This window comes from Streptomyces cavernae, from assembly GCF_004023625.1.
Taxonomy (GTDB): domain Bacteria; phylum Actinomycetota; class Actinomycetes; order Streptomycetales; family Streptomycetaceae; genus Streptomyces; species Streptomyces cavernae.
In genome coordinates, this window is record NZ_RPDJ01000008.1 from 126500 (window position 1) to 139924 (window position 13425).

General features: G+C 69.9%; 15 protein-coding genes. 11 read left to right on the forward strand and 4 right to left on the reverse strand.

Going from position 1 to position 13425, the window contains the following annotated elements:
- Nucleotides 1-91 precede the first annotated feature (91 nt).
- Nucleotides 92-988, forward strand: a complete 897-nt coding sequence (locus EF387_RS20720) for an N-acetyltransferase (protein WP_128378088.1) — start codon at nucleotides 92-94, stop codon at nucleotides 986-988.
- 383 nt (nucleotides 989-1371) lie between these two features.
- On the opposite strand, the gene EF387_RS20725 is transcribed toward EF387_RS20720, so the two are convergent.
- Nucleotides 1372-1758, reverse strand: a complete 387-nt coding sequence (locus tag EF387_RS20725) for a VOC family protein (protein WP_128378089.1) — start codon at nucleotides 1756-1758, stop codon at nucleotides 1372-1374.
- Between the two features lie 99 nt (nucleotides 1759-1857).
- Between EF387_RS20725 and EF387_RS20730 the strand changes: the two genes are divergently transcribed.
- Nucleotides 1858-2418 (forward strand): GNAT family N-acetyltransferase, encoded by a 561-nt coding sequence (locus EF387_RS20730; protein WP_128378090.1) that lies wholly within the window; start codon nucleotides 1858-1860, stop codon nucleotides 2416-2418.
- Here the strand turns inward: EF387_RS20730 and EF387_RS20735 are convergent.
- On the reverse strand, nucleotides 2408-3091 hold the full coding sequence (locus EF387_RS20735; protein WP_128378091.1) for a glycerophosphodiester phosphodiesterase: 684 nt from the start codon (nucleotides 3089-3091) through the stop codon (nucleotides 2408-2410). The two genes, EF387_RS20730 and EF387_RS20735, sit on opposite strands and share 11 nt — an antisense overlap.
- Before the next feature lie 423 nt (nucleotides 3092-3514).
- Between EF387_RS20735 and EF387_RS20740 the strand changes: the two genes are divergently transcribed.
- From EF387_RS20740 to EF387_RS20760, 5 genes are all read left to right on the forward strand, one after another.
- Entirely contained in the window at nucleotides 3515-4912 is a 1398-nt protein-coding gene (locus EF387_RS20740) for a DUF6421 family protein (RefSeq protein ID WP_128378092.1), read from the forward strand.
- A 50-nt stretch (nucleotides 4913-4962) separates the two neighbouring features.
- Complete coding sequence (locus tag EF387_RS20745; protein ID WP_128378093.1) at nucleotides 4963-5715, forward strand: SDR family NAD(P)-dependent oxidoreductase; 753 nt, start codon at nucleotides 4963-4965, stop codon at nucleotides 5713-5715.
- Complete coding sequence (locus tag EF387_RS20750; RefSeq protein ID WP_128378284.1) at nucleotides 5712-6782, forward strand: threonine aldolase family protein; 1071 nt, start codon at nucleotides 5712-5714, stop codon at nucleotides 6780-6782. Before EF387_RS20745 ends, EF387_RS20750 begins: the two co-directional genes overlap by 4 nt.
- A gap of 76 nt (nucleotides 6783-6858) precedes the next feature.
- Nucleotides 6859-7431 (forward strand): transglutaminase domain-containing protein, encoded by a 573-nt coding sequence (locus tag EF387_RS20755; RefSeq protein WP_128378094.1) that lies wholly within the window; start codon nucleotides 6859-6861, stop codon nucleotides 7429-7431.
- A gap of 38 nt (nucleotides 7432-7469) precedes the next feature.
- Nucleotides 7470-8168, forward strand: a complete 699-nt coding sequence (locus EF387_RS20760) for a B3/B4 domain-containing protein (protein WP_128378095.1) — start codon at nucleotides 7470-7472, stop codon at nucleotides 8166-8168.
- 45 nt (nucleotides 8169-8213) lie between these two features.
- Here the strand turns inward: EF387_RS20760 and EF387_RS20765 are convergent, their stop codons facing one another.
- Entirely contained in the window at nucleotides 8214-8942 is a 729-nt protein-coding gene (locus EF387_RS20765; protein WP_128378096.1) for a lysophospholipid acyltransferase family protein, read from the reverse strand.
- Nucleotides 8943-9353: 411 nt separating this feature from the next.
- Between EF387_RS20765 and EF387_RS20770 the strand changes: the two genes are divergently transcribed.
- The 4 genes from EF387_RS20770 to EF387_RS20785 all read left to right on the forward strand — a co-directional run bounded on the left by EF387_RS20770 (nucleotide 9354) and on the right by EF387_RS20785 (nucleotide 12267).
- Nucleotides 9354-9686, forward strand: coding sequence for a TlpA family protein disulfide reductase (locus EF387_RS20770; RefSeq protein WP_202918341.1), 333 nt, complete (start codon nucleotides 9354-9356; stop codon nucleotides 9684-9686).
- The gene (locus tag EF387_RS20775; protein WP_128378098.1) at nucleotides 9683-10228 is read left to right on the forward strand and encodes a flavin reductase family protein; all 546 of its coding nucleotides are present in this window, start codon (nucleotides 9683-9685) and stop codon (nucleotides 10226-10228) included. The genes EF387_RS20770 and EF387_RS20775 overlap by 4 nt, the downstream gene beginning before the upstream one ends.
- Before the next feature lie 194 nt (nucleotides 10229-10422).
- Nucleotides 10423-11208, forward strand: coding sequence for an electron transfer flavoprotein subunit beta/FixA family protein (locus EF387_RS20780; RefSeq protein WP_128378099.1), 786 nt, complete (start codon nucleotides 10423-10425; stop codon nucleotides 11206-11208).
- A gap of 96 nt (nucleotides 11209-11304) precedes the next feature.
- Nucleotides 11305-12267: an electron transfer flavoprotein subunit alpha/FixB family protein gene (locus EF387_RS20785; RefSeq protein WP_128378100.1), complete on the forward strand. Its 963-nt coding sequence runs from the start codon at nucleotides 11305-11307 to the stop codon at nucleotides 12265-12267.
- Between the two features lie 87 nt (nucleotides 12268-12354).
- On the opposite strand, the gene EF387_RS20790 is transcribed toward EF387_RS20785, so the two are convergent.
- Complete coding sequence (locus EF387_RS20790; protein WP_202918329.1) at nucleotides 12355-13293, reverse strand: endonuclease/exonuclease/phosphatase family protein; 939 nt, start codon at nucleotides 13291-13293, stop codon at nucleotides 12355-12357.
- Nucleotides 13294-13425: the final 132 nt, after the last annotated feature.

A 13425-nucleotide genomic window follows, 5' to 3' on the forward strand; every position in this document is an offset into this window, starting at 1 on the left:
CCGCACCGCATGGCGGCTCCTCCGCGTCTCCCCCTCGCACGTCCCGTATCTCTTCATGGCCGCGCGCCCCGCGGCGGTCCGGAGGTCTGCCATGCCGAAAGTGCGTCCCTTCCACCGCGACGACCGCGACCAGCTCACCGATCTGGTCAACGACCACGTCTGCGCCGTGGTCCCCGGGGTCTCGGTCTCCGTGAACACCGTGCTCAGCCAACTGGCCCGGCAGCCCGACGAGTTCATCACCGATCCATGGGTCGCCGACCGGGTCACCCTCGTCGCCGAGCAGCGCCGGTACGTCGTGGCCGCCGCACATCTGCTGCGCTACCGCGCGGACGCCGAGGTCGGCGGTGACTTCCGCGACGCGGGCGAGATCAACTGGTTCGTCTGCCGTCCGCCCGCGTCCTACTGGCCGGACTCCGAACCGGCCGCCGACCTGCTGATGGTCGCGTGCCTGGCACAGCTCGCCCGCTGGAACGTCCGCGTCCGTCTCGCCGACGGGGCGCTCCCCGCGCCGGGCGTGTACGGGGTGCCCCGGCCGTGGCCGCACATCCGGGCCGCTTACGAACGCGCCGGCTTCCGGCACACCGGCCCGACGGAGGTGCTGCTGATCGCGCGGGTGGCCGACCTGCCGGCACCCGCGCGGCCACCGGGCGTCACCGTCGACCGCACCCTCGGCGAATGCGGCACCCGCCTGACCGCCCACTCCGGCGGCCGGCCCCTGGGCTTCGTCGAACTGGACACCTCTCCGGGACGCCCGGAACGCCGGCCCGGGGCAGCAGGTCTGGCCGACATCGGCAACCTCCACGTCGAGCCGGGCACGGACGGCTCCGCCGCCCTGCTCCTGGCCGAGGCCGCCCGCTGGCTACGGCTGTCCGGGGTCGACCGGGTCCTCGCGTACGAGACCGCGCCGGAGGACGTCGAACGCCTGACGGCGGCGGGCTTCGAGGAACTGACACGGACGGACCGGGGCTGGGTGCACGAGGCGGTGTGACGGCGCCGCTTCCGCCCCCCAGGACGGCAAGCGGCACACCCGGCAAGGCAGCCAAGCGGCCGAACGAACGGCCTCACGGCCGGTCACGCAGGCAAGCGGCCGAACTGACCTCACGGCCGGTCACGCGGCCAGGCAGCCGAACGAACGGCCTGACGCCCGGCAAGGCAGCCAAGCGGCCGAACGAACGGCCTCACGGCCGGTCACGCAGGCAAGCGGCCGAACTGACCTCACGGCCGGTCACGCGGCCAGGCAGCCGAACGAACGGCCTGACGCCCGGCAAGGCAGCCAAGCGGCCGAACGAACGGCCTCACGCCGGCCAGGCGGCCAGGTGGCCTGCGAGCGGCCTCACGCCGGTCACGCGGCCAGGCGGCCGGCGAACGGCCTCACGGCCGGTAGCGCAGGGGATGGTCCGCCGGTACCTCCACCATCACGATCTCCGTGCCGTCCGGATCCTCCAGCCACATCTCGATCAGCCCCCACGGCTCCCGCACCGGGGGTCGCCGCACCGCCACCCCGGCCGCCTCCAGTTCCGCGTACGCCGCCGTGACGTCCGCGACCTGCATCCACAGCTTCAGCGCGGGCGACGGCGGGGTCGTGGAGCGCCCGGCGACCTCCAGGAAACCGCCGCCGAGGAAGTAGACCGTCCCGCGTTCGGGGCCCGTGCCGAATTCCCGGTAGACGGGCAGTCCCAGCCGTCGGCCGTAGAAGTCGCGGGATCGTTCCGGGTCCGTGGGACGCAGCAGGGTCCTGCTGCTCAGTACGTGCACCATGCACCCGGAGCCTAGTGGGCGATAGCCTCTGCGGTGCTCAGCCGTGCCCCAGATCGACGTGCCCGGATGGACGTGCCCCAGATCGAAAGAGACCGCGCCATGGACACCGCAGCCACCGGAGTGACCTACCGTGATGCCACCGACGCCGACGTGGCCGCTCTGGTCGCGTTGATCGAGTCGGCCTACCGGGGGGACACCAGCCGCGTCGGCTGGACCACCGAGGCCGACATCCTCCAGGGGCAGCGGACCGACCCCGAGGGCGTGCTCGAGGTCATCAAGGCGCCGGAGTCCCGGCTGCTGACCGTGGAGAAGGACGGCACGGTCGTCGCCTGCTGTCAGCTCGAACACCGCGGCACCCACGCCTACTTCGGCATGTTCGCGGTGAGCCCGGCGCTCCAGGGCGCGGGCCTGGGCAAGGTGATCATCGCGGAGGCGGAACGCCGAGCCCGCGAGGAGTGGGGCGTGACGGAGATGCACATGACCGTGATCTCCGTCCGCGACGACCTGATCGCCTGGTACGAGCGGCGCGGCTACCGTCGTACGGGAGAGATGACGCCCTTCCCGTACGGCGACGAGCGCTTCGGTATCCCCCAGCGCGACGACCTGCAGTTCGAGCTGCTGACCAAGACGCTCACCGAGACGGAGCCGGCTAGGCCGTGAAGCGCCCCGTCCGCTTGATCTCCGGGTAGTCGGTGGTCGCCCCGTCCAGTTCCAGGGCACGCACCAGCCGCAGATGGTCCTGGGTGTTCACCACCCAGCCGATGATCCGCAGATCCGCCTTGCGGGCGTGCTCGACGATCTCCAGGGTCAGCCGGCGGATGTTGAGCACCAGCGTGCCGGCGCCGACCGCGGTGGCGCGTTCCACCACGTCGGTGCCGTAGCGGCTGGCCACCAGCGCGGTGCGCACACCGGGGACGAGGCGGGCGATCTCGGCGATCGCCTCGTCGTGGAAGGAGAGCACCTCGACCCGACCCAGCAGATCGCGGCGGTGCATGACCTCGGCGAGCGCCCGGGCCGCCGCCACGTCCTTGATCTCGGCCTGCAGTGGCGCGGTGACGGCGTCCAGGACCTCCTCGAAGACGGGGATCCGCTCGCCGTGCCCCGCGTCCAGCGTGCGCAGCTCGGCGAGGGTCTTCTCGGCGATGGGACCCCTGCCGTCGGTCGTACGGTCCACGTCGGCGTCGTGCATGACGACGAGGGCGCCGTCCTTGCTCAGGTGCAGATCGAGTTCGATGACGTCCAGCCCCGCCTTCTGGGCGGCGACGAAGGAACGAAGAGTGTTCTCGGGCTCGATGCCCATGACTCCGCGGTGACCGATGGTGACGAAGTTCAAGGCTGACTCGCTTCCGTCGACGGCGGCTCGGTCCGCGAGGGAGATCCGCCCTGCTCGATCGCGGCCAGGGGGAGGACGGGCTTCCACGCGGCAGGGCGCAGCCTAATCGCCCGCGTCCCTGATGCACCCTTTCGTACACGGGGGACACGGGGGCCCGGGGGAGCAGTGCCGTGGGGGAACAGGGGAGCGGGCCGTTCCGCCGACCGATCCGCTCACCCCTGGGTGGGCGAGTCTCTCCGAGGTTGACGGGTCCCCGGCCCTGCTGCGCCTTGGCAGATATTGTCGCTGAAACGGTGTACGACAGGAAAAATAGCGGTAACAGGGCGGGTTGGGCAGGACGACTTTCGGAGTGGCCCACTTGTCCTGGAGATCGCCTCATGCATACGGTGTCCTTACGCGAGGTTCTCCCGTGGAGGATGGGTCATGACGGAAATTCTTGTGCAGGTGGGCGCGGAGGGTCAGGTTCCTTCGCCGGTCAGGGTGGTGGAGCACCCGGCATGGCCCGTGCTCAAGAACGCCGTGGAGCAGATCCGGCCGTGGCAGTCCAAGGACGGCTCCATCGACTTCGAGTCGGAGGGTGCCCCGGACCCTGCCGACGCCGAGCTCGCGGTACGCACCGTCATCGACTCCGTCGAGCGGCTCGCCCCGCTGCTGCCGCACGACGCGGCCTACCACAAGGCGCTGGTAGCGGACCTCGGCCGCTGGGCCGACGACGGCTTCAAGGTGCCCGACTTCCTGGACTCGCTGCTGGCGTTCCAGCCCGCCGCGAACCGCCGGGACGGCCTCCAGCACCTGGTCGTCTTCCCGATGTACACACAGAACGGCAACCCCGACCGCAACCTCGAGGCGGTCGTCGTCCGCATGGTGTGGCCGGCCTGGCTGGCCGAGCTGGAGCGCACCCGCTACGACAACCCGCTGTTCTGCGGCATCACCTTCGAGGACTTCACCTCCGGCTACGACACCAACTCGGCCGTCCTCTTCCCGGAGACCATCGCCGTGCGCGAGGCCCCCGAGCGGTTCAGCTGGGGCGGCATCTTCTGCGACCGCGAGGCGGCCCGCTTCCGCCGGGTCACCGAGGCCGCGGTGGACATCCTCGGTCTGGAACTGCCCGACGACATCCGCGCGATGGTCGGCGACCAGAACCGGTGCCAGCAGGCGTTCGTGCTCTGGGACATGGTCCACGACCGCACCCACAGCCACGGCGACCTGCCCTTCGACCCGTTCATGATCAAGCAGCGCCAGCCGTTCTGGATGTACGGCCTGGAGGAGCTGCGCTGCGACCTCACCGCCTTCAAGGAGGCCGTGAAGCTGGAGGCCGACGGCTTCCCGCAGGGCCGCGACGTGCAGTACGCCATCCTTTTCGACCGGATGTTCCGCTTCCCCGTCACCGGCGAACGGGTCCGCAACTACGACGGCCTCGGCGGCCAGCTGCTGTTCGCCTACCTCCACCGGCACGACGTGGTGCGCTGGACCGACAACACGCTGCACATCGACTGGCAGCGCGCCCCGCAGATCACCAACCAGCTCTGCGCCGAGATCGAGAAGCTCTACCGGGACGGCATCGACCGCCCCAAGCTGGTCCACTGGTTCAAGGCCTACGAGCTGGTCTCGGCCTACCTGGCCCCGCATCCGGGCTCCTGCTGGGCCAAGGGCCCGGACGCCCTCGACCTCTCCCTGCCGCCACGAAAACTCGTCGATGAGGTGCTTCCGGACGAGTTTCCGCTCAGCATGTTCTATGAGGCGCTCGCGAAGAAACTGAAGGGTGTGATCGCCTCCACCAAGGGGATCACCGCGCAGAGCGCCGAGCGGGCAGCCGCGTGAGCGCCCGCCGCCTCCAGGGGCGAACGAGCAATGAGCGGGAGGCGAGGACAATGGCCAACGGCAACGGGGCACTCAACGGTGCGGTGATCGCGGTGGCGGGGGCCGGCGGCCCCGCGGGCAGGGCGACACTGCTGAGGCTCGCCGAGGCGGGCGCTACCGTCGTCGGGGCGGACAACGACCCCGAGCGGCTCTCGGAGGCCGTGGACGCGGCCCGCTACGCACACGGCGGCGCCACCGTCGTGGGGGACACGGTGGACCTGCTCGACCTGAAGTCCACCCGCGACTGGGCCACCCATGTCGAGAAGGACTTCGGACGCGTCGACGGGCTCGTGCACCTCGTGGGGGGCTGGCGCGGCAGCGAGACCTTCACCAGGACGAGCCTGGACGACTGGGACCTCCTCGAGCTGCTGCTCGTCCGCACCGTGCAGCACACCTCCCTCGCCTTCCACGAGGCGCTGCAGCGCAGCGAACGCGGCCGCTACGTCCTGATCAGCGCGGCCGGCGCCAGCAAGCCCACCGCGGGCAACGCCGCCTATGCCGCCGCCAAGGCCGCCGCCGAGGCCTGGACCCTCGCCATGGCCGACTTCTTCCGCAAGGCCGGGGGAGCCGAGGGGCCCTCCTCGGCGGCTGCCATCCTGGTCGTGAAGGCGCTGGTGCACGACGCGATGCGCGCGGAGCGCCCCAACGCGAAGTTCGCGGGCTTCACCGACGTCAAGGAGCTGGCCGAGGCCATCGCCGAGGTGTGGGAGCGGCCCGCCGCCGAAGTGAACGGACAACGTCTGTGGCTGACCGAGAAGCCGTGAACCCGCCGAAGACCGACGCCCGGCGCCACCACGACCCGGAGATCCGGGGCTTCGCCAGCGACAACTACGCGGGGGCCCATCCGGAGGTGCTCGCCGCGCTGGCCGTCGCCAACGGCGGGCACCAGGTCGCGTACGGCGAGGACGACTACACGGAGAACCTCCAGCGGATCGTTCGCAGCCACTTCGGCGCCACCGCCGAGGCGTTCCCGGTCTTCAACGGCACCGGCGCCAACGTCGTCGCGCTGCAGGCGCTCACCGACCGCTGGGGCGCGGTGATCTGCGCCGAGAGCGCGCACATCAACGTGGACGAGTGCGGGGCGCCCGAACGCGTCGGAGGCCTGAAACTGCTCACCGTGCCCACGCCGGACGGCAAGCTCACCCCCGAGCTGATCGACCGCCAGGCCTACGGCTGGGACGACGAGCACCGCGCGATGCCGCAGGTCGTCTCGATCACGCAGAACACCGAACTCGGCACCGTCTACACGCCCGACGAGATCCGCGCCATCTGCGACCACGCCCACGCGCACGGCATGAAGGTGCATCTGGACGGCGCCCGGATAGCCAACGCGGCCGCCTCTCTCGACGTCCCGATGCGGACCTTCACCAACGCGGTCGGCGTCGACGTCCTCTCCCTGGGCGGCACCAAGAACGGCGCCCTGTTCGGCGAGGCGGTCGTGGTCATCAACCAGGACGCCGTCAGACACATGAAGCACCTGCGCAAGCTGTCGATGCAGCTCGCCTCCAAGATGCGCTTCGTGTCGGTGCAGTTGGAGGCCTTGCTGGCCAAGGACCTGTGGTTGCGCAACGCCCGCCACGCCAACGAGATGGCCCAGCGCCTCGCCGAAGGGGTCCGCTCGGTGCACGGCGTGGAGATCCTCCACCCCGTGCAGGCCAACGCCGTCTTCGCCCGTCTCCCGCACGACGTGAGCGAACGCCTGCAGAAGCGCCACCGCTTCTACTTCTGGGACGAGGCGGCCGGCGACGTCCGCTGGATGTGCTCCTTCGACACCACCGAGGACGACGTGGACGGTTTCCTGGCGGCACTCAAGGAGGAGATGGCACGCTAGCGCTGATCGCATAGGTATACGGCGGGTCGAAAATGCATTGACTTTCGATTGGCCGTATACCTATGTTTCTACGGGTATGCAGCTGACCCAGGAAAACCCTGACCTGTCCGCCTACTTGGCCGCTGACGAGGCGATCGATCACCATCACCCGCTGGTTCGGGAAGTAGCTGGAAGGCTCGCGAGCGGGGTGACGGACTCGTATGAATATGCGCGCGCGGCATTCGAGTTCGTGCGCGACACCATTCCGCACTCTCGGGACTCCGGCGACCCGCGCGTCACGTGGCGCGCCTCCGACGTCCTGGAACAGGGCACCGGCATCTGCTACGCCAAGGCCCACGCGCTGGCCGCGCTCCTGCGCGCGGAGGACATCCCGACCGCGCTCTGCTACCAGAAGTTCGAGGTGGTGCACGGCCTGGTCGCGGTGCGGTTCAACGGCGCCTGGCACCGGCAGGACCCCCGGGGCAACAAGCCCGGTGTGGACGCCCAGTTCTCCCTCGATGGTGAACGGCTGGCCTTCGCGCCGGATCCGAAGTCCAATGAGTTGGACTATCCAGTGCTGTATGCTGAACCTCACCCGGTCGTTCTCAGCGCGCTCAAGGCCGCCCCCGACCGGTCGTACCTCTGGCAGACGCTCCCCACCGCACTCTGAGGCACCACCGCACTCCGAGGCAGAAGACGAGGCGGACGATGACCCTCACGCTCACCGTGTCCGACGACGTGCGGGCCCTCGCGCCCGGGTTCACCCATGTCACCGTCGAGGCGCACGGCCTCGTCAACGGGCCCGGCGGCGAGGGGACTTCGGCGCTGCTGGACGAGGCGGTACGCCGTCTCGCGGAACGCCTCGACGGCCGCCCGCCGCACGAGGACCCGCACATGGCGGCCTGGCGCGACGTCTACTCGGCCTTCGGGGCCAAGCCCTCCCGGACCCGCAACTCGGCCGAGGCACTGGCCAGGCGAGCCCTGACGGACGCCGGACTGCCCCGGATCAACCTGCTGGTCGACCTGTACAACGCGATCAGCGTCGCCCATCTGATCCCGGTCGGCGGCGAGGATCTGAACCGCATCCAGGGCGGGATGCGGCTGGTGCGGGCCACCGGCGACGAGGACTTCGTGACCGTCGCCGCCGGCGAGGAGGTCGTGGAACACCCCGACACGGGCGAGGTCGTCTGGTGTGACGATCTGGGCGTGACATGCCGCCGCTGGAACTGGCGCCAGGGCCCGCGCACCCGGCTCACCGAGGAGTCGACGTCGGCGGTCTTCCTGCTGGAGAGCCTGCCTCCGATGCCGGAGGGTGACGTGGCGGCGGCGGCCGCCGAACTCGTCGGACTGCTGGAGAAGTTCAGCCCCGGGGCGCGGATCACCGTCCACGCGCCCCGGTCCGTCTGACGGCGTAGGCACCTGTGGAGCGGCCCCGGGGGCGGGTCCGAGGGGTCAGTGCGCCTCGGACGCACGCACCTCTTCCGGAGTGGGTGCCGTGCCACCGAGATGGGCGGGCATCCACCAGGTGTCGTCCGGGCCCTTGGGACGCACGGGGTAGGCGCGCTGCGCCGCTTCGAGGAGTTCCTGCACCCGCTCGCGCAGCCGCCGTGTGATCGCCCCCGCGTACTGGTCGCGCGGGGCATCGATCGCCTCGCCGACCCGGATGGTGATCGGGGTGTGGCTGCGCTTGAAGTTGCGCGGATGGCCCTTGGTCCACAGCCGCTGCGTGCCCCACACCGCCATGGGCACGATCGGCACCCCGGCTTCCTGGGCCAGCCGCGCCGCACCCGACTTGAAACTCTTCAGGGTGAACGACTGGGAGATGGTCGCCTCGGGGAAGACCCCCACGATCTCGCCGCATCTCAGCGACTCCAGGGCGTGCTGGTACGCCGCCTCGCCCTGCTTGCGGTCCACGGGAATGTGCTTCATCCCGCGCATCAACGGGCCGGAGATCCGGTGCCGGAACACCGACTCCTTCGCCATGAAACGCACCAGGCGCTTCTGCGGGAGCGCGGCCAGCCCGTTGAAGACGAAGTCCAGGTAGCTCACGTGATTGCTCACCAGCACCGCACCACCCGAGCGCGGAATGTTCTCCGAGCCCTTGCAGTCGATCTTCAGGTCCCAGGCTTTGAACAAGGTCAGGGCGAGACCGACGACGGGACGGTAGACAAGCTCAGCCATGGACGGGGTTGGCCCTTCTCTCTGCCTGGGAAGGGGTCTCCCGGCGGTAAGTTACGCAGTCGTAGGTTTACGGCTTGCGCAGATCGTGCCCCAAGAACGGACGAGTCGCCAGTCCTGGTGCCCGTGCAGCGCGAGATACTCGTCACGTTGCGGATCCATCATCCCGGGTTTCATCCCGGTCGGCCAGGAGCCGGGCGCTGCCGGTCATGAGCACCGCGCTCGCCACTACAGTCGTCAAGGCCGCCCCGAACGCGGCCCTCTGCCCATCGATGTCCATGAATCAAGCATTCCGCAATGGGCAGGATGGAACGGGCACCCAGGGGTCGAGTCGGGAATCTCCGCGGCGTCGTTAACGCTTGAGCGGGTGAAAATCCCCCGCTCGGGCGAAGCCGAGTGGGGCCGGAGCAGGAGGTGTGTGTGCGCGGGCGGGACGGCGGAGTGCGGCTCGGCGCGGCCGAATTGGGCGAGGGGCTCGGCGAGCGGGCCACACTGCTGCAGTTCTCCAGCGCCTTCTGCGCCCCCTGTCGGGCGACGCGCAGGGTCCTCACGGAAGTGACCGGAATGGTTCCCGGAGTCGTGCACGTGGAACTCGACGCCGAGGCCCATCTGGACCTCGTCCGCCGGCTCGACATCCTCAGGACACCGACGGTGCTGGTCCTCGACGCGGACGGCCGCGTCGTACGACGCGCTACGGGCCAGCCGCGCAAGGCCGATGTGATAGCCGTTCTGGGGGATTTGGTATGAGCAGGTGTCAGACGACGTCCACGGCAGGTGCCGTCGCGACGGCCACGCCCGACCTCGGCACCCGGCAACTCGCCTCCCCCGGCCTCTTCCGCTCCGTCTTCCGGCAGCACGCCGCCGGAGTCGCCGTGATCACCGCCCAGGGGTCCGTCCCGGTGGGCTTCACCGCCACCTCCCTCAGCTCGGTCTCCGCCGAGCCCCCGATGGTCTCCTTCGGCATCGGCACCGGCGCCTCCAGCTGGCCGGTGATCTCCGAGGCCGGCCACGTCGGCGTCCACATACTCGGTGAGCACCAGCAGGAGCTGGCGGCCACCTTCGCGCGCAGCGGCGCCGACCGCTTCGGTGCGCCCACGCGCTGGTTCCAGGGCCCCGAGGGCGTCCCCGTGCTCGACGGCGTCCTCGCCTGGCTGGTCTGCCGGGTCGTGGCCCGGGTTCCGGCCGGGGACCACCGGATCGTGCTGGCCGAGGTCGTGCGCGGTGAGCTGTCCGGCACCGGCCGGCCCCTCCTTTACCACCAGGGACGCTTCAACGCCCTGCGCGACTGAGCGCGCCGGCCGGTTACACAGCGTTGCCAACGTCACAGTTCAAAGCGCTTGCTCAGCGGGCATCTAGCGGGTGTACTGGCGAGTAATATTTCGTTCGGAGCGCGGGCGGTCCCGACGGGGATCGGTGGCCAGGGGCGCCTATGCTGCCTGCAACAGGCAGCTTGAGAAATGACGATTGCAGTAGGAGAGCCGGCGTGAGCTTGAGGATCGTTGTCACTGTTAAGTACGTGCCCGACGCCACTGGCGACCGGCACTTCGCCGATGACCTGACCGTCGACCGGGACGACGTGGACGGTCTGCTCTCGGAGCTCGACGAGTACGCCGTCGAGCAGGCCCTGCAGATCGCCGAGGAGGCCGACGACGCGGAGATCACCGTGCTCACCGTCGGTCCCGAGGACGCCAAGGACGCGCTCCGCAAGGCCCTTTCCATGGGCGCCGACAAGGCGGTCCACGTCGAGGACGACGACCTGCACGGCACCGACGCCATCGGCACCTCGCTGGTGCTCGCCAAGGCGATCGAGAAGGCCGGCTACGACCTGGTGATCTCCGGCATGGCCTCCACCGACGGCACCATGGGCGTCGTGCCCGCGCTGCTCGCCGAGCGCCTCGGTGTTCCGCAGGTCACGCTGCTGTCCGAGGTCTCCGTCGAGGACGGCGTGGTGAAGGGCCGCCGCGACGGCGACACCGCCTCGGAGCAGCTGGAGGCCTCCCTGCCGGCGGTCGTGTCCGTCACCGACCAGTCCGGCGAGGCGCGTTACCCGTCCTTCAAGGGCATCATGGCCGCCAAGAAGAAGCCGGTTGAGTCCTGGGACCTGTCCGACCTGGACCTCGAGGCCGAGGAGGTCGGTCTGGAGGGCGCCTACACGACCGTCGACGCGGCCGCCGAGCGCCCGGCGCGCACGGCGGGCACGATCGTCAAGGACGAGGGCGAGGGCGGCAAGCAGCTCGCCGAGTTCCTCGCGGGCCAGAAGTTCATCTGAGGCCCGACTCGCGGGCCGGACATCCGCTGACACGCGGCCGACGGCCCGGCTCGCTCACCGCCCCGCACACTTCGCAAGCAGGAGAGAAGAAGTCCCATGGCTGAAGTTCTCGTCTACGTCGACCACGTGGACGGCGCCGTCCGCAAGCCCACCCTGGAGCTGCTGACCCTGGCCCGCCGCATCGGCGAGCCGGTCGCCGTCGCCCTCGGCGCGGGCGCGGAGAACACCGCCGCCGCGCTCGCCGAGCACGGTGCCGTGAAGGTCCTCACGCACGATGCGTCCGAGTACGCCGACTACCTGGTCGTACCGAAGGTGGACGCGCTGCAGGCCGCCTACGAGGCCGTTTCGCCGTCCGCCGTGCTCGTCCCCTCGTCCGCGGAGGGCAAGGAGATCGCGGCCCGGCTCGCGGTCCGGATCGGCTCCGGCATCATCACCGACGCCGTCGACCTGGAGGCCGGTGACGAGGGCCCGGTGGCCACGCAGTCGGTGTTCGCCGCGTCCTTCACCACCAAGTCCCGCATCACCAAGGGCACTCCGGTCATCACGGTCAAGCCCAACAGCGCCGCCGTGGAGGCCGCCCCGGCCGACGGCGCGGTAGAGGCCCTGAACGTGACCTTCTCCGAGAAGGCCACCGGCACCAAGGTCACGGGCCGTACGCCGCGTGAGTCGACGGGCCGTCCGGAGCTGACGGAGGCCGCGATCGTGGTCTCCGGCGGCCGGGGCGTCAACGGCGCCGAGAACTTCGCGATCATCGAGGCGCTCGCCGACAGCCTGGGTGCGGCCGTGGGGGCCTCGCGCGCCGCGGTGGACGCGGGCTGGTACCCGCACACCAACCAGGTCGGCCAGACCGGCAAGTCCGTCTCCCCGCAGCTGTACATCGCCTCCGGTATCTCCGGCGCCATCCAGCACCGGGCCGGTATGCAGACCTCGAAGACGATCGTGGCGATCAACAAGGACGCCGAGGCCCCGATCTTCGACCTGGTCGACTACGGCGTCGTCGGCGACCTGTTCGACGTCGTCCCCCAGCTGACCGAAGAGGTCAAGGCCCGCAAGGGCTGAACCGCACCGCTCCGGTGAGTCGAGCCGGATGGGCGAGGCCCCTGTGACCGTCGCGGTCACAGGGGCCTCACTCGTCGACCGGTACGTTCACCCCAGGGTCAGCGTCGCCTGCACCGGCAGATGGTCACTGGGGAACTGCCCGTCCCTCGAAAAGGTGTCGATCCATGCCCGGTGCGCCTTCACCCCCGGCGTCGCCAGGATCCAGTCGATCCGCTTGCCGTCCGGCACCAGCGGCTTGTAGCCGTGGAAGGTGCCGAACAGTTCGCCCCGCTCCTCAGCCGCGTCCCACACATCCACCAGCCCCAGGTCCAGCATCTCGTCGTACACCGAGTTCCTGTGCGCCGGGACGTTGAAGTCGCCGGTCACCACCACCGGTAAAGAGCGGTCGAACTCCGCCATCCGCTCGCCGATCAGCCTCACGGACCGCTTGCGCGCGTACTGACTCACGTTGTCCAGATGGGTGTTGAGGACGTAGAACTCCTGTCCCTCGACCTGCAGATCGCGGAAGTGGACCCAGGTCACCATGCGCAGCCAGTCGGCGCCCCAGGTATTGGAGGCGATCGTGTACGGCGTGTCCGAGAGCCAGAAGTGGTCGAACTCGATGGGGGCCATCCGCCGTGTGTCGTAGATGACCGCCATGAACTCGTCCTTGCTGCCACCGCCGCGTCCGGTGCCGATCCAGTCGTAGTGCGGTCCGAGGTCGGCCTCGATGTCGCGCAGTTGCTGGTACAGGACCTCCTGAGCACCGATGACGTGAGGCTGCGCCGCGCGCAGCAGTTCGCGCATCACCGGGCGGCGTACAGGCCAGCTGTGGGTGCCCGTGTCGCTCGCGAAACGCACGTTGAACGTCATCACATCGAGCCGGCCGCCGCGGCCACGGCTTCCCCGCTCGGCGATGGTGGCGGGCGCCGGGGCCTCGGTGGTCGCCGTGGACTCCTGCGCGCCGAAGAAGGGCACGGTGACCGCGGCTATGGCCGCGGTCTTCAGTCCTTGGCGGCGCGTCACTGCGGTGGGGTGGTGCGGCACACGTTCTCCTGTCTCTCTGGAGTCAGGATGGACGGTGAACACCGTGGTGCGGAAGAGCGACTCGAGACAGGAGTGAGGCACGAGCGTGACCGTGGCGTTACCGGAAGGGGGGTGTTGACCAGCGAGAAGACG